The following is a 17,999-nucleotide window of genomic DNA, read 5'->3' on the forward strand; positions in this document are numbered from 1 at the left end:
CCTCCGGGGGCTGTGATATTCTTTGAGTAAGGAGGTTACGATGGCGACCTATATTCTCATGACCAAACTCTCCACCGATCTGACAAAAGATATCAAAGAGCGTGAATCGATCGGGAAACGCTGGAAAGAACAGGTGAAAAAATCCTGCCCGCATGTGAAGTTTATCGCCCATTACGCGCTACTTGGGCCCTATGATTTTATGGATATCTACGAGGCTCCGGGAGAAGAAGAAGCGGCAAAAATTTCCATGATCTCCCTTGCCAACGGGGCCACCAAAGCGGAGTCCTGGACGGCAATTCCCTACAACCGATTCCTGGAGCTGGTTGAAGAACTCTAATCGGTTTTCAGCTGGTCCAGAATTTCAAGGGCACGGGTCAGTTCAGATCGTACCGCTTCATTCTCTTCACGGGTGAGGGTGTTCTGCAGGATGATTCTGGTCTCCCGGACATGGTTCCGAACAACCGAGAGGGCTTCCTGGTATGATTCTCCAAGATAGACAAGGTTGTCTCCCTTCCGGAACCCCGGGTTTTTCCTGAGATCGCCGTTCTTTAACGCGTCCAGCCACATTTCCATACGTCGAAGCGGGCCGAAAAACCTGTGGGAGTATAAGATCTCGGCGATGATCATGGATGCAACGAAGAGAAGAAAAACGGGAACCACATACTTGATAACGTGGATCAGCTTGCCTGCCGCTGCATAGGCACCGGGATCTTCTCCACCCACGGTCATTTGAAGGTAGAGAGGCCCAACGAGTATGATCAGAATGATCAGGGTGACAGCAAAGGCGAATAAATTGAATCGAAGGGTGTGAAGCAGGTGATGCCGGCCGGCAATCAGTTTTGTCCGCCTCTTTCTGGTAGGCATGGATTTATGATAGCACATGCCATAGGATCACTTTTCTGAAAACCCGAGTTCTGGGATAATACAACAAGGAGGTTTTCATGCATGACTGTATATTCTGTAAAATTCTTTCCGGAGAGATCCCGTCTTCACCTGTGTATGAGGACGATCAGGTTATCGCCTTTCGTGATATTCACCCCCAGGCTCCCGTTCATATCCTCGTAGTTCCCAGAGCTCACATTCCCTATCCTTCCTCGATCCGGAGGGAACACGAATCGCTGGCCGGTCACATGGTGGCTGTGGCCGGGGAAATTGCACAAAAGGAAGGATTTGAAGAAACGGGATACAGACTGGTCATGAACCACCGTGAATCTGCGGGACAATCGGTTTTTCACATCCACCTCCATATCCTTGCCGGACGTCCTTTCGCCTGGCCTCCCGGGTAGACCGATTGTTGGAATGGAATTCATCTGTTCCGGGAATTCTGTGCATTCCTTGAAACGGATGACACTCTGCCTTCTTTTTATTACCAGCGCATACCTCCTGGTTGCGGGTGTGGAGGACTGGGAAGCCTTTGATCAGGCCTATCGTCTCGTAAAGGAGGGACATCCGGAGGGATGGGAGACTCTGCGGGCTATGCAGGATCAGACGGGCGAGATCGGGGAAGTCGTTTCCTGGCTTCTTTTTCAGAACGCGCGGGAGCAGGGGGATCGTCTCCTTGCGCTTCACTACGGAAGAAAAATTTTGAAAACCGCCGCCCCGGGTGGGATTATTGAAGAAGTGGTGGACTTTGAACTTCAGTGCCACCATGAAGTGGGTAGTTACAGGGAAGCCCTGTCTCTCTATGATACCTACCGAACCCGTCTCTCCTCTTCCTATCAGCGCAAGTTTCGGACCAGGGAAGCTCTCTATCGTTATCGTATCAATGACCACGCATACCGCCGACTGTTGAGGACCATTCTCCGGTCGGGTTCCGACCGGGAGAAGCTGGACATTTTTCTGTTGTTCAAAGGGTATGAAAAACTCTTTTCTACCGACGACCTGATCCGCATTCTGGAAGGTTCGGTAGCCCTTCAGCAATGGGATGTCCACGACCAGGTCAGGGAAATTGTCACCGGCAGGAGGCTGAACTCATCCCAGTCCCGAACGGTTCAATATCTTGACGGTCGCCGTGCCTTCAGGCTGGATCAATTTACGGAGGCTCTCAAATTTTTCAACACGGTGGCCGGGAACAGTTCGGGTTCCCTGCGTGAACAGGCCCTCTACCAGGCGGCTCGATGCCATCTCTTTCTGCGGCAGAATGGGGAGGCTGACCGGCTTCTTCGTTCCGTGCGAGTAAGTCTCTCCGATGTGGCCCTTTATACCCGCGGAAGAATTGCGATCCTGGAAAGAGAGGAAAGTCGCCTGGATCAGATACTTCCCAGAATCCAATCCCGAAAACTAAAAAGCAGTCTTTTGCTTCTTCAGAGTGTGGCGCGAATTCGGGAGGGCGATACGACATCCTCACGAAAGATACTCCTGTCCCTGTCTCCGGGTCTGGAACGCGATTACTGGATCTGGAAGAGTGAGCCGGGCGGTCCTCCTCCCAATCTGGGAACCTCCATCTTTTCGTATATGGTAAATGAGGGAAGGTCAGTCAAACCGGTATCGGTAACCCGGATCTGTCCAAAGCCTGAGTCTTTTGAACCCCACACTTTTGTTGAATACCTTTTCTCCCGTGACTATTTCCGTCTGGTTCTTCCCTACTCGGACAGATTGTCCAGTGGGTGGGACCTGAATGCCCGATGTCAACGGGCCGAAATATTCATGAAGGCGGGTCTGCCCAACCGTGCCATTTCTCTTTTCTGGAAAGAGAGTCAGGAATATTCACGACGCCCGCCACAGACATGGCCCGATGATCTGCGCAGGTTTTCCTATCCCCGTGCCTATCTGGATGAGGTTCAGAGGTCCGCGGTTCGATGGAGAATTCCGCCCAACCTGCTCCTTGCCGTGATACGGCAGGAGAGTCTTTTCCAGCAATCTATTCATTCTCCCGCCGGAGCCTGGGGTCTAATGCAGATTTTACCCGTCACAGCGAAAAAGCTGGGAGGAGAATCCGTCGATCTCAGGGATCCGAAAGTCAATATCGAATATGGGGCCCGCTATCTTGCCCGGCTTTATGATACATACGGAAGATGGGATCATGTCGTAGCGGCCTACAATGCCGGGGAAGCTGCCGTGAATCTCTGGGTTGAAAGCCTGGGACCTGCCGGAATTGACTATTTCTACACCTTTGTCCCGTACCGTGAGACAAAATCCTATCTGGATAAGGTTTTCAGCGGATGGCTGGTTTATGAGTCCGTGGGGAAAACTGATTCTACTTCCGTCTCTGGCTCCGCCGGGGTTTCCAGGTAGCGGATCATCACGCTTTTTTCCAGTTCCTCTTCCCATGATTTCAATAACTGGTTGAGTTTCCTCAGGCTGAGAAGCTGTACAATCTCTCCCTCGACCTGCTCCAGCGGAGGGGGGGAAGCATCCCCTTCAAACCGGGACGCATACGTTTCAGAAATTTCCCTTGGGGAGACGAAGACCTGGGGTACAAAACGCTTCTGAACATATTTTTTCAATTTTAAATCCTGCTGGACATACTCTCTCAGATGAGAGGCAATCATGGGATGAGTGCGGACGGATTCCGGAAGGTCGGAAAGAGCTTCGTCGATCTCGAACTCAGAAACCTCGATTCCCCCAAGAATATCAATCTCCTTCAATTTCAGCCGGTTGATGATCACCTGGCGGGCGTATTCTCTCAGGGTGTCATCGGTGATTCCCTCTGAAGGAAGGCTGTGAATTGCGGTATAAACTCTCAGATCATAAAGGGTCACCACATCGTTGCCATAGAGAGCGACGGCACGATCAACGAGGGTGGTACTGAGGAGAACCAGGCAGAGAATCAATCCGAAAAATTAAAGGGCCGGACGTGGGGGCGGATTTTCACTTTTGCCCAGAAGACATCAGCGTTGGGAACCCCGCCCTGAAGGTTCCGGTTGTCCCCCCATGCCATATGGTAGCCATCTTCTGTCACAACCATCTGGTTGTAATCTCCCATATAACAGCCGGCATCGGCTGCCGGAGGAAAAGCCTGGCAGGTTACGGGCTGGTTCCTCAGCCAGGTCCTGCCTCCGTCAAAGGATCGTGCCAGATAAACATGCATGAGGGTGTTGGTCGGATCGTTCCGGCGATCATAAAACATGACGGCGACATTCCCATCTCCAGCCGAAGCAACCCACGGCATAAACTGGTCCGTCAACGTAGTATCGTCGTTTATCGTGACAGGGCTGCTCCAGGTCGCTCCCTGATCGGAAGAGCGGATAAAGGCGATATTGGAGTAGTCCGTATTGGGATCATAGGTGTACTGGGCATCACTGTTGTCTGAATCCGGCATGTAATTGTACACAACGTAGATTTCCCCCGTTACCGGATCTACGGCCATAGAGGGGATCGAGGTGATGCGGATATTCCCCTTTAATACGATTCGGAAGTAGTAACCGCAGCGCCCAAAATATCCCGGCTGCTGAAAGATCCCGGTGGCCTGGAAGGGGCCTTCCCACGTGGTACCTCCGTCGAGAGATCGGGTAAAGAGGAGACGGCTGGTCTGAAAATCGTTGAACACTACATAAAGTTCTCCATTGGGGCCCGTCGCTGTTGCGACAAGGCCGCCCCACTGGCCCTGAGGGAGGGGGTTGACAGGATCATCGAACGTGTACCCTCCGTCCCGTGAGACTAAAATCGCGGGAAAGGCTTCATCCGTTCCATCAAGCTGCTGGTAAAAGTACGACCATGAAATGATGACGGTATTGTTTACAGGGTCATAACTCATCCACTCTTTATCATGGAAACCCTTTCCGCTGACGGCGGGTTCACTGGGTTTGTCGGGATGACGTTTTCCCTGGAGAACATCGATGGAATTTTCAGGCAGAAAGGTCTGCCCTCCGTCATAGGAATGATGAAGGACGATGGAGGAAGGGGAGTAGGTGTCGGGCCTCAGCTGGACATTGTAGGTCAGCTGGAGATAGATGAAATGGTTCGGATCGTACGGGTCCGCAACGATCATCGGATCGCCTCCGCCGAAATAATCATTGGACGGCATGATGGCCCCACGATCGGTGAAGGTCTTTCCTCCGTCCGTGGAAACAGAAAAACCGCTGACCGAATTGGCGCTGTTGATTTCGTTATCGTCGTTGTACGTGACAACGATAGTGGAGCCGCTCACGGCAAGGGAAACTTCGTTCTGCATCGTCCCCTCTCCCACGATATCGGCTTCGGATGAGGTGGTTTGCACTTCCCTGCAGGGGGTTTCGTCAGCAATGAGGTTCTGAAACTCTGCCGGTTCCGTGCGTGTAATGTAGGGACGCCAGCTCTGGGGAAGAATTCTCCAGGCCGGATCGAAATAGATATTGTCCGGTTCGTAATCACGCTCCAGCTTAACCAGAGGAGGCCGTGCGCCTCCGTCCATTGTGGGAAGGGGGCTGGTTAAAACGATGCCGAGGGTAATGGCGGAAAGGGTGAGCAGGATAAGAAAACCATAGCGCATAATGAAACTCCTTCGATACCACATAAACGACCTTCTAGTTTATCATGGTACCCATGAAATCATCACCCCCGGGGTTGTCGGGATTTCTATCGGGCTGGGTCAAGCGAAAGAGAATGGTGCGAGCCCTGCCCCTGATTAATCCGGAAGATTTTGTCCTGGACCTGGGATGTGGTCTGGGAGAGATCGTACCCCTCCTCCCGGAAGGCGTGAACTATATGGGAGTGGATCGTGATTCTTACATGGTTGAACACAATCGGGAGGTCTACCCTGGATTTTCCTTTCTTCTGTCAGATCTTGCGTCTGACCCTTTCCCGGAAGGACCCTGGACCGTAATTCTCTGTCTGGCCGTCCTGGAGCATCTGGATGATCCCCTTTCCTTTTTGAAAAAATGTAAACCCTGTATGAAAGAAGGGGGGAGGGTCATCATAACGACACCCCATCCCCGGACACGTCTGCTCCATGGCTGGATGTCGAAGATGAGGCTTCTATCCAGACACGCGGACGAAGACCATGAGACCTTTTTACATCGGCCGGTTCTGGAAAAAATGGCACGGGAGGCCGGGTATGCCGTTCAGGAATATACGCCGTTCCTGATGGGAATGAATCAATTTATTGTCCTGAAGAATTCGACCCCGAAAAATTCCCCCGACTGAATTCCTCGTACGTTTCTACATTATCTCTGGACCCGATTATCAATGGAACCCTCTGGTGGAGTTCCGTAGGGACGATGTCCAGAATTCGCCTGTTTCCTGTTGTCGCTCTTCCTCCGGCCTGTTCGACGATCATGGCCATGGGATTGGCTTCGTAGAGTAACCGAAGCTTACCCTTGGGCTTATTCGGGTCCTTAAAATCGGTCGGATAGAGAAAGATGCCGCCCTTGAGAAGGTTGCGGTGAAAATCGGCGACAAGCGATCCAATATAGCGCAGGGAATAAGGTTTTCCCAGATCATTATCCTTGGAAAGGACATAGTCGACATAGCGACGCGATGCCTCGTCCCAGTATCCGTAATTTCCAATGTTAATGGAAAGGATGTTACCTGTCTTCGGCATTTTTATGTCGTCATGAGAGAGGAGAAATTCACCGATGGAGGGATCGAGTGTGAAACCGTGGACGCCGGCCCCCGTCGTAAAGACCATCATGGTAGAGGAACCGTAAAGAATGTAGCCGGCGCAGATCTGTTTTGTCCCGATCTGCAAACAATCCTCGACTGTACCTGCCCCGGAAGCCGTCACCCTTCGGAAAATGGAGAAGATCGTACCAATGGAAACGTTGACGTCAATGTTGGATGATCCATCCAGGGGGTCAAAGAGAGCCACATACTTGCCCTGCTTAAACTTGTCAGGGATGGGGATGATATCCTCATCCTCTTCCGTGGCCATGACGCAGAGAAACCCGGTGTGGTCCAGCGCGTCCTTCAAAGTGGTATTAGCAAAGAGATCCAGCTTCTGGACCTCTTCCTGCTGAACATTGGTCAGTCCGGTGGTTCCGAGAATGTCGACAAGGCCAGCCTTTCGGACCTCCCTGCTGATGATTTTCGCTGCGAGGGTGATGTTCTGAAGAAGACCCGTGAAATCTCCCGTGGCCTCGGGATACTTTCTTTCCTGTTCAATGATAAACCGTTCCAGGGTCATGACATTCTTGTCCATTCGTGACCTCCCAATGGTTTTGTCCATGATAAACTTTTTTCACAGATGGAGCAATCCACAGTGACATGAAACATTTGTACCTGAATTCACGAGGAGGTTCCCATGGTTGATCGACCCAATTATCTTCGAAGATTCTCCTGTCGTGCTTTTCGTTCAGAGCCTCTTCCTCCTGGAGCAGAGGATGCCTTGATTCAGGCGGCGATCCGGGCGCCATCTGCCGGTAACCGCCAGCCCTGGCGTGTGATCCTCGTGGAGTCCCGTGAGGGTAAGCATAAGCTCTCGGAAGCCGCCTATGGCCAGACTTTCCTCCTCCAGGCTCCCATCGTATTTGTCATCTGTGCGGTTCCGGAGGAATCGGGTGCCCGGTACGGAACACGGGGCACCACGCTGTACTGCTACCAGGATACCGCGGCCATGGTTCAAAATATTCTCCTGGCAGCGACTGATCTTGGCCTGGGGAGCTGCTGGGTGGGTGCTTTCGATGAAGAGAGTGTAGTCCGGATTCTCTCAATTCCAGAAGGATGGAGGCCGGTTGCCATGGTTCCCGTCGGATACCCTTCTGAAGACTGCGCGTTTACTTCCCGTCGACCTCGGAATGAAGTGGTCTATCGGTACCCGGAGGCCCTCGAATCCCAACGTTGAGCCTCTCCATGTTACGAAGTGAACCACAAACTGCAACCTCTTGATTGATAAGAAGTTATGCAACCTGTGGAAAGAGTCGGGTGCGCTTTCCTTTTGAGCACTTCATGTGTTACTTTAAGCCTTGTGGAGTAAATTATCACCTGTAAAATAACGTCTTTTTTTTACATGCCCAAAAAGGTGTGCATGATGGATAAGATGTGGAATTTTTGAGAGTTAGGAAATTTTCAACAGCGTTTTCCACAGCCTTTTCCGCAGAAAATGTGGAAATGTGAAGATCGGGGTAAGATGAAAAGGAACAAAATTCACTAGTTCATGAAAACAGTGAGGTTAGATGGACAGCCTGGAAAAAACCCAAGTTGAAAGCCGGAAAAGCTTCCCTTAAAAAAGCCGTTTTTTTCAGTAACTCTTCTCAGGGACAGAGTGGGCCTGTGGGAGTCCTTTCTGTTCCGAATGAGTCGTATCCGAAAAGGTTGCCTCCTGCTGTCCGGGGCGCAATGTAGTAAAAGTAGTCGGTTGCTCCTGACTGGGAAACCGTGGTCGTATAGGTCCCCGTGTCGGCATCGAAATCACAGTCCACGATCGTGTCGTAGATGTCGAACGTCCCATCCAGGTTGCCCCGGAAGACATCGACATACTCCTGCCATTGCAGGTCTGTCCATACAAAGGTGATCGTTCCATCCGGGTTGTAGGTTACCGATTCGATTGCGATATCCTCGATCGGACAGTCGTCAGGTGAAGTCGGCGCTGTAGCGGATGTGTAGCTGGAGTCGCCTGAAGTGTTCGCGGATTTGACCCTGTAGCTGTATGTGCTGGAAGCAGATACATCGATATCGAGATAGAAGTAGCTGTTTTCATCGAGTGTTGCCACGGTTGAGAAGGCGCCTCCGTCCACGCTTCGTTCAAGGACAAAGTTGTCTTCATTCGGGGATGTGTCGATCCAGTGGACAGCCAGCAGACTGCAGAATTCAAGGACGCCAATATCTCTGGGAGCGGATGGAGCACCTCCACCAACCGTTCCACAAGCCACGATCGCTCCATAGACATCACTGTTTCCCCAGTTTACATTCTGCTGGCAGCTGATCCCCCAGCGGTCCGCGGCCCAGGAGATCCGTGGCATCCAGCTGTCCCACTGGTTGGTTGTTACGTTTATTGCCGATCCTGCCGCGTCCCCGCTGCTGTCAATCCTTCTGTAATATATATCTGGAGTGTCGATCGGAAAGGGGAGCAGCTGCTGCCAGACAACGGCCCATTCTGCCCCGGTGGAGGCTATGTCAGTTGCCTCAACAACCGTAGAGAACACTGATAGCGGTTGCAGGGTTCCTGCCCAGGAGCCGTCCGGGTTAAAGCTTCTGAAAAAGGGCTGGTTGTTACTCTCCCAGATCAAGCCGAGAGTCGATTCTCCGGCTGCCACCCTTGCCCACTCGTTCCAATCCGTGTCTGACGTCAACGCCGAGGAAGCCATGGCTGTTCCATCTGCGTTTCTGCGGGCATAATAGATCTCCTGGTCGATTCCATCCTCCTCCTCCCAGACGATGAACCATTCGCCTCCCAGAGATGTGATATCAGGGTTTCCGGAGAAGAGTCCCGGGCCCGAAGAGGAGACCCAGTATGGGTCGGCATGCAGCTTTATGGCGGAACTACTCAGGAGCTGAAGGAGGATCTCCTGTTCACCCCAGGCTGTGCTGTCCCATACAACGCCCCAGGAGGAGCCGTTCCAGTGTACTTTCGGATTAAAGTTGTTGCCATAGAGGTAGGCTGTTGTTAAATCCACTAACCCACTGGTGGGTGTACCATCGGCAGTCAGGGTAAAGAAGTAGATCTGCTCTCCCTGTCCCTGGTAACCGGCATCCCCGGATGCAACGACAGCAAACTGGGTGCCGTTCCAGGCAATATCAGGCATCCCCCCCAGTTCGGCAACAGAGATGATTTTGTCGCTGTCGGGTACAAGGTTCCCGGAAGCATCCATAAGTGAAAAAATCAGCTTATACTCACCAGCATCGCGGTCATCGGACCAGACAACGCCGAAGTTAGTTCCATTCCAGGCGATCGAGGAGGACTCAACCCAGTTAGTAGCGTAGGAGATCATTTCATCCACAGAGGTTACCGATGGACTTTCGCAGGTCGCACCCGCGACCGTGCAGTCAGGAGTCATTGTGATGACATTGGAGACTGGGGAGTTTCCGCAGAGGTTGCGTACGCTCACCCGGTAACTGTAATCGAAGCCTTCCGCCACATCGTGGTCCGCGTGAAAGGTTGAATCCGCGGGGAGGAGGTCAATCGCCGTCCAGCTTCCGCTGCTGTCGATATCCCGCTCGATGATATAGCCATTCTCAAGCGCATAGGTGTCGGTCCACGTAAAGACGAGTGCGTTGCAGTAGGCTGTGTCGGCAGAGAGAGCAGGAGCTGAATAGGCGGCGGCATTGGTGCTCTCCGACAATTCAGTTGAATAAGTGGAGTTTCCGCATACGCCTTCTGCCCGCACCCTGTAGGTGTAGGAGACAGCGTCGCTGACGCTGGTATCTTCGTAGAGGATTGTATCCTGGGGAACATCGGTCAGTAATGAGAACCCTGATCCGGAGTCCCGTTCAATCCGGTACTGCGTCTCATCGTTACCATCCGTCCAGGTGAGGATGATCTTGCCGCACTGGGCTTCCAGGGCAAAATCCTGGGGTATACCGGGTGGGAAGGATACTGTGACCAGGTGGTCATCGGCTCCCTGGCAGTTGTTTCCATCCGTAACGGTGACCGAGTAGAGGGTCGTTGCAGCCGGGGCAACATCGATTGTCTGCGTAGTGGCTCCTCCCGGGCTCCAGAGGTAAGCGGAAAATCCTGCCCCTGCATCGAGCGTAATGGCCGGATCTCCTGCACAGTATGCGGCCGGACCGGTGATTGTAGGTGTCGGGTTGGGATGAACCGTCAGATTGTGCGTGTCGTTTCCCTCGCATCCATAGCTGTCCGTAACCGTCACGGAGTAGAGGGTAGCCGATCCAGGGCTGACCTGGATTGTCTGCGTCGTCATATTCCCCGGGGTCCAGTGATAGCTGGCAAATCCGGATCCTGCATCCAGTTCGGCTGTTTCTCCCGCGCAGATGGCAGAGGGCCCTGTAATGGCGGGTGACGGATCCGGAATCGTGATCAGGACAGTATCGATCTTATCCTGGGCTCCGTTCGCACAGGAGTCTGTAACTCTAAGGGCTGCAGTGTACGTGCCGGTGAACGGGTACGTGTAATTGACGGAAGCTCCTGAATCCATTACATCAAAGCTCATCCCGTCGTAGTCGAAATCCCATTCCAGGGTTACGGAGCCATCTCCGGAGCCGCTTCCAGAGAAGGTCAGCTCCTCACCCTGACAGACGGTTGCAGAGGGTGAAACCGTATCGATCGAAGAAGAGACCGGCAGGCATGCGGTGTAATTGCACTGCTCGTCTTCTGTTGCTGTACTGTCTGCAGGCGTTGTGGTTATGTCCGAGGAAGTGGAGAGAGACGATGTTGTAAACGACGGGTAGGCCCAGATCTCCGTTGAATCCTGCGCAGATACGGCAGTGTCGCTGATAAATGAGCAGGAGGAATCAATCGAACCATCACTCTGCGTCTTCAGGATCCATAGATCACTCCATCCGGCACTGTACGAATCCGTATAGCCGGAGATGATGTAGCCGCCATCAGCTGTCTGTTGGATTGAAGCGGCCCCCTCATCCGAGGTGTCTCCATAGCGTTTCTGCCAGGTAATCGCGCCGTCCGAATTTACTTTCAGGGCCCACAAATCCTTATCTCCTCCTCCGAATGAATCCGATTCTCCGGCAATGGCGCATCCACCGTCACGGGTGAGGGTGAGAGAGGTGGCAAGATCGTCCCCTGTGCCTCCGTAGGTTTTCTGCCAGTGCAGGGTCCCCGCCCGGTCCAGTTTCAATAGCCAGGCATCCTTTCCCCCGGCTCCGTGGGATGCTGTTTCACCGGCAATAAGAAGATCGCCTTCCACTGTTTCCGCAACGGCATGAGCCTCGTCCCCCTGGGAACCGCCATAGGTTTTCTGCCAGAGAAGGTTCCCGGAGCCGTCCAGTTTTACGAGGAAGAGATCAGCGGATCCGGCTCCATAGGCGCTCGTCCGACCGGCACCGAGGAAGCCTCCATCGTCGGTTTCAATGACATCATTCAGTTGCCCGGATCCCGAAATTGTACGGCCCCAGGAGGGACTCCCACTCCCGTTCAGTTTGAGGATCCAGCCTCCCGTACTTTCCCTGTACCCGGTCATGACAAAGCCGCCGTCCCTGGTTTCACGTATCACATATCCCTGTTCGCTTGTATTTCCGTAGATCTTCTCCCAGGTAATCGTACCGGTGTCCGAAACTTCCATAGCCTGGAATCGGTAGTTTCCACCAGGATATTGCTGGTAAATGCCCCCGAGTACATAGTTGCCGTCCGATGTACGTTCCAGTGAATAGGCAGCGTCTGTATTGGGTCCCGGATAGGTCTTCTCCCATGTAATCGAACCGTCCCGTGTCAACTTGAAAAGCCAGACATCTCCCTCGCTCTCCCCAAGCTGTTTATACCCGGCAACCGCGAACCCGCCTTCATGGGCTTCCAGTGCACCGGAAGCTCCATCCGTAAAGGCACCTCCCAGGCTCTTTGCCCATGCGGAACAGGCGGAGGTGTCTCCCGTCAGGGTGATGTCGTAGCTGCGGTCAGCCCCGGAAGAGGCATCGGCCTGTCTGACACGAATGTGATAGAGGCCGTCTGCAGGAGCGGTCCAGTTGATCAGGGAAGATACGCCGTCTCCACCGCCATTGTCATCTGATGCGAGAAGGGTTGTTCCATCCGTGTCATAGAGTTCCAGATAAGTGTCTGCCAATATTCCCGGGTTGGAGGTCTCGATGAGATACTCCCTTGCCGTGCAGGCGTTGAAATGAATCCAGTCAATGGCATCATCCAGGAAGTTGTGAGTCTGGGTCACCCCTTCGTCGATGATCGTTTCCGAGGAGTACGATGTGTCGTCGTTTTCATAGATGTCGCCCGTCGCGGAACAGGGTCCTGATGCTGTGTGGCTGTCTGATCCTTCGCAGCCTCCTGTGTAGGTAACCGTAACGGAGTAGGAGGTGGTTGTGTCGTTTCCCACATTGATCGTCTGGGTAGTTTCACCGCCCGGGCTCCAGAGATAGGTGACGTAGCCGTCCCCGGCGTCCAGGATAATATCATCCCTGAAACAGGTCTCGGTAACCGTGGGGGAAGGGACCTGATAGACGTTGAGGGTATGATCGTCCGTACCCTGGCATCCTTCCGCAGTGGTCACGGTGACCGAGTAGAGGGTGGTAGATGCTGGATCTACACTGATCGTTCGTGTAGTCTGACCCCCAGGACTCCAGAGGTAGGCCGCGTAGCCGGTTCCGGCATCCAGAACAACTGGAGGATCTCCTTCGCAAATCCCGGATGGGCCGCTGATTATTGGTGTTGGAAGGGGATGGATTGTGACAGAAAAGGTATCGACGCTTAGCTGCACGCCATCGGGACAGGTGTCTCTGACACGGAGTGCTGCGGTATAGGTCCCGCTGGCCGGGTAGGTGTATTGAACGGTTGTTCCGGTCGCCATGACGTCGAACGTGAAACCGTCATAGTCAAAATCCCACTGGTAGGTAAGGGCTCCCTGGCCGAATCCAGTTCCCGTAAAGGTTTGCTCTACACCCTGACACGCGGAGGCTGAAGGAAGGACTTCTGTAATAAGCGCGGCGGCTTCCAGACAGGTGGAACAGTGCTCCGAGGAGGTCGAGGATACCGCTGCCGAAGAGTATGTGACATCTGATATGGTCTGCGAAGCCACGCTAGCGGAAGCAGCTGTTGCGGATGAGTCCAGAAAAGGGTCCACAAAGGAACTGGCATCCGAACTGATGATGGAACAGGCAGCATCAATGGAGCCGTTCGAGCCCGCTTTCATAACGAGACCTGCACTGATATCAACACCGAAAGCATCGGTATAGCCATCGACGACTAACGAGGTGTCGATATCCTCCAGCAGGTGAAACGCGTTCAGGTACCCGGTACCATCACTGTAGGTTCTCTGCCACAGGAAGGAGCCGTCACCATCCAGCCCGGTGAGACGAAAGTAAGAGTCACTCCCGGACGGCCCTGCTGAACCGAGTGCAATATAGCTACTGTCATAAGATTGTAGAACCCCGGAAGCACTGTCCTGTGAGGCTGAATCCGGCAGGACGGTTTGCCACTGGATGTTACCGTCAGGGGTCAATTTCATGATTAACTGGTCGTAGAGTCCTCCTGAAAACCAGGTGTAGCCGCCTACGATAAATCCTCCGTCTTCCGTTTCAGCAACCGCTCCCGCTGATGCGCCCACATCAGCACCGTAGACCCTCTGCCACTGGATATTTCCAGTACTATCCGTTTTGACAATCCACATGTGGGTAGGGGCGGTGCCGAAGGAGCCGGCAGACCCGGCAAGGATAAATCCACCGTCTGATGTGGCTACCACCTCCATCGCGTTCTCGTTTCCTGCGCCCCCGTAGCTCTTTTGCCATAGAAGGGTGCCTGAGGCGTCAAGGCGGGCAGCGTAGAAGTTATTGGTAACATTTCCGGCAATGATGATTCCATCGTCCAGAGTCAGATCGGCTGATCTCAACGTACAATCCACCCGTTTCTGCCAGACTGTGTTTCCTGCATCATCCAGTTTCATGACCGTGCCGTCTGAGTGTGTAAGGTAGTAGAACCCACCGGGGACCGAATGAATGGTGGCCGAAAAGATGTCAGCAATAAATTTCCTCTCCCATTCGATCGACCCGAGAGAGTCCAGCTTAAAGATCCAGGGATCATAATCGTTGATCCCCTGATTGATCGTCTCTCCGGCCACAATCAGGCCGCCATCAGGTGCAGTGTCTGTCCAGAAGATTCTGTCGATCGGGGTAACAGCGGTGACATCGAAGGTTCTGAACCAGAGTTGAGCGGGTCCGGTGTCTCCAGTGAGAGAGATCTCGTACCCAAGATCCGGCCCGGATGCACCTCCAACGTTTCTCACCCGGATGTGGTAGCTTCCGTGTCCCGGAGCCGTAAATTCCAGCTTTGAAGCGACTCCGGTTCCGCCGTTATCGTCCGAGGCGAGGAGCGTCGAACAATCCGTATCGTAGATTTCCAGAACGGTATCTGCGGAGGGACAGAGGTTGAATGTCTCGATCGTATAAGCCCTCCCGGCAGCTCCATAGAAGACAAACCAGTCTTCGGCATCATCACAGAAATTGTGGACCTGGAGGTCTCCTCCATGCAGGAGAGTGGGTCGACTGTCGCATGCGTCATTGGGTTCGTAGCGGTCTGCGGGACAGGTGGAGGTGGCCTGATGGCTGTCCGATCCTTCGCAGCCAAACGTGTTGGTAACAGTGACACTATACATAGTGCCTGTATCGCTGCCGATATTGATGGTCTGCGTGGTCTCCCCGCCAGGAGTCCAGAGATAGGAGGTGTAGCCATCTCCTGCATCCAGGATGATGTCCCCACAATTTCCGTACTCTTCGATGGTCGGAACCGGGTTCCACCAGACGGCCAGTGAGTGCGTATCGTTTCCGCTGCATCCCTCGGAATCCGTCACGTCGACGGAGTAGTCAGCTGACAGGTAGGGGTTTACATTGATGGTTTGTGCTGTTTCACCCCCCGGACTCCACAGATAGGAGATAAACCCGGCTCCCGCATCTAAAAGGGCACCGTCTTCTCTGCAGATTCCAGCCGGGCCGGAGATTTCTACGGTCGCAACCCAGATGTCCACTGTCGAAGTGTCGATCGCCCGGGCTGGCCCCCAGCTGCAGGAGTCGGTTACACGGAGTGCAACGGTATATGATGTATCTACCGCAGGGTTATAGGTGTGGTTGACAATGGAGCCCGCGGCGTCGACGTCAAATATTGCACCGTCATAGTCGAAGTCCCACTGGTAGGTAAGGCTTCCCAATCCTGATCCGCTTCCCGTAAAAGTCAGTTCGGTCCCTGCACATTCGGATGCAGAGGGAGAAATGTTGGCGATTGAGGCTGTGGCATACGGACACGGACAGGCGTCTTCGATGGCAGCCGCTGAAGCTGGTGTTGCCACTCCCGGGATTGTAACGGTTGCCGTCGTGGGTACATTGGCTGAAGTTGTGGCAGAAGAGCCGAATCCTGTAGCTGAAGGAGAAATTACTGTGTTGGTGGCATAGGAGCAGCCTGCACCGGTGTTTCCCTGACCATCAATCCGTATCACCATGCCCCGGTCTGTTCCGACCAGGTAGCCCTCATCCGGCATCTGGCGGATCGACTGGCCCCTCATGTCGGTTGTCGCGGCATAGCGTTTCTGCCATTCGACTGTCCCGGTTGAGTCAATCTTGACAAGCCAGATGTACTCCTGTGGCGAAGCTGCAATCGTCATAGTCCCGGTCGCAATGTACCCGCCGTCATGGGTCTGGATAGCCGATGTGAACATGTCGAAGTAGGAAGAACCATAGGAGTATTCCCACACAACAGCCCCGGATGCGTCGGTCTTTACCAGCCACCCTTCGGGGTTGGAAGAACCGGTCCTTCCGGCCGCCAGGTATCCGCCGTCCGTTGTTGAGATCACTGAGTAGAAGATGTCCAGATCATTACCGCCGTACCGGCGATCCCACAGGATTACACCGGTTGTGTCGGTTTTTATGATCCAGCCGTCTGTGTCGACTGCGCCAAAGGAAGCCGTGGATCCTGCAAAGAGAAGATTGCCCCCTGCCTCGCGCTCCACTGCGTAGAAAAGGTCGCTCTCTGTGTGACCGTATGCTCTTTGCCACAGAATAGCGCCTGCGGTAGAGATTTTGACCGCCCAACCGTCTCCGTTTCCGACCCCGAATGAACCGGAGTTTCCTGCAATAATGTAGCCGGTACCGGGGTCTTCCACGACACCATAAGCACTGTCAGAGGTGCCGCTTCCCAGGACCCTGTGCCACAGAATAGTCCCCGACGCATCGAGCTTGACCACATGCCAGTCCTCATTGACAGCAGTGCCATCACTGGATGTGCCCACGAAGAGGTAGCCCCCGTCGGTTGTCTGCAGAATCTCGCTGGAGGTATCCCACGAGTCGATGGAAAATGACCTTTGCCACTCGATGTCGCCATCACGGTCCAGTTTCAATATCCTGGGATCAAATTGAGGGATTGATCCGGTGTAGGTAAGATAGACAGAGCCGCCATCAGAAGTCTCTTTGAGAACTCCTCTGGAGGGATTGGAAACGAAACCGTCAAAATCGACAAACCAGAGGGCGCAGGGGGAGGTGTCTCCGGAGAGTGTGATGTCGTATTCGTAGTTATCGCCAAACATTCCTCCCACGGATGAAACCCGGATGTAGTAGAGCCCATCAGCAGGAGCAGACCAGTTGATCAGGGAAGCGAAACCGGAACCGCCGTTGTCATCCGATGCCAGGAGAGTAGTGCAGTTACTATCGTAAATCTCCAGGTAGGTATCACAGCTGGAGCCCAGATTTGAAGTCGCAATGGTGAAACCTGTACCACTGCAGGCATTGAAGCGGATCCAGTCCTCCGCATCACTGCAAAAGTTGTGGGTTTGTGTCTCCCCGTCTGTGATAAAGGAGTTCGCGATGATACAGCTCCCGTCAGGTTCAAAGATATCTTCCGTACATGTATAAGAGGGAGGAGAACAAAGGAATCCCCAAATAAAGGCAAAGAGATAGAGATATGGTTTCATATGACAGCCCCCCTAAAGAATCCGTTCACCAAAGCGTTGTTAGAATTATCCTTTCATGATAAGCAAAATACGATCAGGAAGCAAATGAGATCTTTGTATTTCCGATAAATTCAATGGGTAGAAATAGAAATATCTATATAATTCCAGTACAATATTTATCCACATCACACGAAGTCCATTGTCCGCATTGGATAGCAGGCCGGCACTTTTCTGCGAGTCAAGATGTTTTTCGGTACGCGGCAACTACTGCTCTCCCCCATGATCCATATCATTTGCCAGTAACCAATCGAGGAGGAGGCAACACCAGTAAGTTTTAGGATCAAGCTATCAAATTAGTGTGCTTGCCTATTTCTTGGGAATTTCTGACTGGGAGAAACTGGATGCTGGCGAGGGGCCGCCCATTTATGAAAATTCTGGAGATAGTTTCTTAGACTTCCATTTAGCATATGACCCTATGATGGAGAAACTTGTGTTGACGTATTATAACGAAGAGACCTCCATGAGCGACACATGGTTGTTCGATGGTTTTAATTGGACATATGACTGTACCCATCTAGCAATGAGGTACCCTCAAAAAGTGTGGAAAAAGAGAAAAGCGGCGTGTATCCTGAGGTT

Annotated in this window: 11 protein-coding genes; 6 read left to right on the forward strand and 5 right to left on the reverse strand. The window is 53.1% G+C overall.

All coding sequences use genetic code 11. The annotated features are described in order from the left end of the window. Nucleotides 1–40 precede the first annotated feature (40 nt). Nucleotides 41–337, forward strand: coding sequence for a GYD domain-containing protein (locus tag PLD04_12650; protein ID HXK69179.1), 297 nt, complete (start codon nucleotides 41–43; stop codon nucleotides 335–337). Here PLD04_12650 and PLD04_12655 read toward each other — a convergent pair. Then, complete coding sequence (locus tag PLD04_12655; GenBank protein HXK69180.1) at nucleotides 334–864, reverse strand: hypothetical protein; 531 nt, start codon at nucleotides 862–864, stop codon at nucleotides 334–336. The genes PLD04_12650 and PLD04_12655 overlap by 4 nt on opposite strands. Nucleotides 865–941: 77 nt before the next feature. On the opposite strand from PLD04_12655, the gene PLD04_12660 reads away from it, so the two are divergent. Next, on the forward strand, nucleotides 942–1,286 hold the full coding sequence (locus PLD04_12660) for a histidine triad nucleotide-binding protein (protein ID HXK69181.1): 345 nt from the start codon (nucleotides 942–944) through the stop codon (nucleotides 1,284–1,286). A gap of 58 nt (nucleotides 1,287–1,344) precedes the next feature. Then, a complete protein-coding gene (locus PLD04_12665; protein HXK69182.1) occupies nucleotides 1,345–3,234 on the forward strand; it encodes a lytic transglycosylase domain-containing protein in 1,890 nt (629 codons plus the stop codon). Here the strand turns inward: PLD04_12665 and PLD04_12670 are convergent. Further along, nucleotides 3,171–3,773 (reverse strand): hypothetical protein, encoded by a 603-nt coding sequence (locus tag PLD04_12670; GenBank protein ID HXK69183.1) that lies wholly within the window; start codon nucleotides 3,771–3,773, stop codon nucleotides 3,171–3,173. The genes PLD04_12665 and PLD04_12670 overlap by 64 nt on opposite strands. Next, the gene (locus PLD04_12675; protein HXK69184.1) at nucleotides 3,770–5,410 is read right to left on the reverse strand and encodes a sialidase family protein; all 1,641 of its coding nucleotides are present in this window, start codon (nucleotides 5,408–5,410) and stop codon (nucleotides 3,770–3,772) included. Before PLD04_12675 ends, PLD04_12670 begins: the two co-directional genes overlap by 4 nt. A 53-nt stretch (nucleotides 5,411–5,463) precedes the next feature. Between PLD04_12675 and PLD04_12680 the strand changes: the two genes are divergently transcribed. Beyond that, the gene (locus tag PLD04_12680) at nucleotides 5,464–6,063 is read left to right on the forward strand and encodes a class I SAM-dependent methyltransferase (protein HXK69185.1); all 600 of its coding nucleotides are present in this window, start codon (nucleotides 5,464–5,466) and stop codon (nucleotides 6,061–6,063) included. On the opposite strand, the gene fbp is transcribed toward PLD04_12680, so the two are convergent. Continuing rightward, on the reverse strand, nucleotides 6,020–7,057 hold the full coding sequence (fbp, locus tag PLD04_12685) for a class 1 fructose-bisphosphatase (GenBank protein HXK69186.1): 1,038 nt from the start codon (nucleotides 7,055–7,057) through the stop codon (nucleotides 6,020–6,022). The two genes, PLD04_12680 and fbp, sit on opposite strands and share 44 nt — an antisense overlap. A gap of 102 nt (nucleotides 7,058–7,159) precedes the next feature. Between fbp and PLD04_12690 the strand changes: the two genes are divergently transcribed. After that, the gene (locus tag PLD04_12690) at nucleotides 7,160–7,699 is read left to right on the forward strand and encodes a nitroreductase family protein (GenBank protein HXK69187.1); all 540 of its coding nucleotides are present in this window, start codon (nucleotides 7,160–7,162) and stop codon (nucleotides 7,697–7,699) included. A 409-nt stretch (nucleotides 7,700–8,108) separates the two neighbouring features. On the opposite strand, the gene PLD04_12695 is transcribed toward PLD04_12690, so the two are convergent. Next, a complete protein-coding gene (locus tag PLD04_12695) occupies nucleotides 8,109–17,384 on the reverse strand; it encodes a PKD domain-containing protein (protein HXK69188.1) in 9,276 nt (3,091 codons plus the stop codon). A gap of 337 nt (nucleotides 17,385–17,721) precedes the next feature. Here PLD04_12695 and PLD04_12700 point away from each other — a divergent pair. Next, a partial coding sequence (locus PLD04_12700; protein ID HXK69189.1) for a hypothetical protein occupies nucleotides 17,722–17,999 on the forward strand: 278 nt, incomplete at its 3' end.

Source organism: Thermoanaerobaculia bacterium (genome assembly GCA_035593605.1).
In the GTDB taxonomy this organism is placed as follows: Bacteria; Acidobacteriota; Thermoanaerobaculia; order UBA2201; family DAOSWS01; genus DAOSWS01.

What these genes read in the sequence shown, in the direction of transcription:
- PLD04_12650 (HXK69179.1), top strand. Translation starts at nt 41, where the DNA reads ATGGCGACCTATATTCTCATGACCAAACTCTCCACCGATCTGACAAAA.
- PLD04_12655 (HXK69180.1), bottom strand. Translation starts at nt 864, where the DNA reads ATGCCTACCAGAAAGAGGCGGACAAAACTGATTGCCGGCCGGCATCAC.
- PLD04_12660 (HXK69181.1), top strand. Translation starts at nt 942, where the DNA reads ATGCATGACTGTATATTCTGTAAAATTCTTTCCGGAGAGATCCCGTCT.
- PLD04_12665 (HXK69182.1), top strand. Translation starts at nt 1,345, where the DNA reads ATGACACTCTGCCTTCTTTTTATTACCAGCGCATACCTCCTGGTTGCG.
- PLD04_12675 (HXK69184.1), bottom strand. Translation starts at nt 5,410, where the DNA reads ATGCGCTATGGTTTTCTTATCCTGCTCACCCTTTCCGCCATTACCCTC.
- PLD04_12680 (HXK69185.1), top strand. Translation starts at nt 5,464, where the DNA reads ATGAAATCATCACCCCCGGGGTTGTCGGGATTTCTATCGGGCTGGGTC.
- fbp (HXK69186.1), bottom strand. Translation starts at nt 7,057, where the DNA reads ATGGACAAGAATGTCATGACCCTGGAACGGTTTATCATTGAACAGGAA.
- PLD04_12690 (HXK69187.1), top strand. Translation starts at nt 7,160, where the DNA reads ATGGTTGATCGACCCAATTATCTTCGAAGATTCTCCTGTCGTGCTTTT.
- PLD04_12695 (HXK69188.1), bottom strand. Translation starts at nt 17,384, where the DNA reads ATGAAACCATATCTCTATCTCTTTGCCTTTATTTGGGGATTCCTTTGT.